1 protein-coding gene and 1 pseudogene are annotated in these 1661 nt (G+C 71.3%); both read right to left on the bottom strand.

Going from position 1 to position 1661, the window contains the following annotated elements; genetic code table 11:
• Positions 1 to 949, bottom strand: a pseudogene (locus K789_RS23715) (ABC transporter ATP-binding protein); the annotation flags it as partial.
• A gap of 15 nt (positions 950 to 964) precedes the next feature.
• Positions 965 to 1661 (bottom strand): hypothetical protein (locus tag K789_RS0120530; RefSeq protein WP_024368388.1); only part of this gene is annotated, 697 nt, incomplete at its 5' end.

Here is a 1661-nt window from a genome sequence, read left to right as displayed (position 1 = left end):
CCGCCACCAGGGCGGCCACCACCGCCTCCGGCGCCACGGCCCCGTTGCCCGCTCCGGCGGGAAGTGGCGCATAGAGCACCGCGCCTGCACCGCCGAAGGGTGCGCCGCTGGAGGCTGTGCTGCCGAAACCGGCATGGCCGGACGCCCCGGCGTCGGTCGGGACGTCCACGGCGGGGCTCAGGCCCAGCCGGGCGAGCACCTCGGCCGCGGCCCCCGCGTCGGGCGTCAGGACCCGGATCCTCGCCTGCCCGTCCTGGCGCAGTTCCGCGAGGGTCCCCTGCGCCACCAGCCGGCCTGCACTCATGACGGCCGCGTGTGTGCAGATCTGTTCCACTTCGGCCAGCAGGTGGCTGGAGACAAACACGGTGGCGCCGTCGGCCGCGAGCGAGCGCACCAGGCTGCGGACCTCACGGGTGCCCTGTGGGTCCAGCCCGTTGGTGGGTTCGTCCAGGATCAGGAGTTCGCGGGGTGCCAGCAGGGCGTTGGCGATGCCGAGCCGCTGCTTCATGCCCAAGGAATAGGCCCGGACCTTTTTATCCGCGGCGTGCGTCAGCCCCACCCGCTCAAGCGCCGACTGGACGCGGGCATTCCTGGTGGCGGCGGGAACGTGCGGGTCGGCGGCGTCGAAGCGGTGCAGGTTGGCCGCGCCGGAGAGGAAGGGGTAGAACGCGGGTCCCTCCACCAGGGCTCCCACGCGGGGCAGCACCCCGTGCAGCTGCGCCGGCATCTCCTGGCCGAGGAGCCTGACGGAGCCGGACGTGGCCGCGGCGAGCCCAAGCATCAGCCGGATCGTGGTGGTCTTGCCTGAGCCGTTGGGACCGAGGAAGCCGAAGACCGAGCCCCTGGGGACGGCCAGATCGACGCCGTCGACGGCCAGTTGGTGGCCAAAGCGCTTGCTGAGACCGGTGGTCTCGATGCTCAGTTCCGTCGCCGGCGCGGCGGCGGTCACGCGTTGGTCACCGGGTTATTTACCGAGCGCGGCGGCGGCCTGCAGCCGCTCCAACGGGACGGCCCCGGCGAAGATCCGTCCGTCGTCGAGGATCAGCACATTCACGAGCGACGTCGACACAAGGCGTCCGCCCGGGACGGTGACGGCAGCCTGCTCCAGCAGCGCGCCGGCGCCGGACCGGGATCCGTCGGGGAGCGGGGCCCCTGGCTGTAGCGGGTTGGCCGTCGCGGGGGCGGGTGTTCCGTTCCTGGCCGGCAGCGCCAGTGCTCCCGCCGGGAACTCAAGCACCGATTCCCAGCCTGTACCCGTGACGGTGGGCTTCTTCCCAGCCTTCGCCTTGGCGGCATCCGACGGCGGCTTGGCGGCGTCGGCGCTGTGGTCCGGCAGCGGAATTTCCTTCACGGTGGCCCCGGCCGGCGGGGTGAAATTGAAGATGGAGGAGTCCGGAGCCTCAAGCTTGAGGCTCGTGAAGGCGACGCTGAAGGCCGGTTCGGACTGTCCCCGCGCTTTCAGTTCGACGCCGAGCGGAAGTCCCGTTTCGCCGTCGACCGCTATGGCGATGGAGTCCACCAGGGTGACGTCGGACTTAGGCGTGAGGACGAGGTTGTAGGCTGCCCGTCCGGCCACCTGGACATCAGGGCCGACTGTCACGTCCGTGCCCGCATCGAGTTTGGCGAGCAGCTTGCCCGCCAGGTCCTCGGGGGTCGCCACG

The sequence above is a fragment of the Arthrobacter sp. TB 26 genome (assembly GCF_000427315.1).
Lineage (GTDB): Bacteria > Actinomycetota > Actinomycetes > Actinomycetales > Micrococcaceae > Arthrobacter.
Note: the sequence above shows the minus strand (reverse complement) of the source record. Positions and strands in the feature narration are given on the sequence as shown.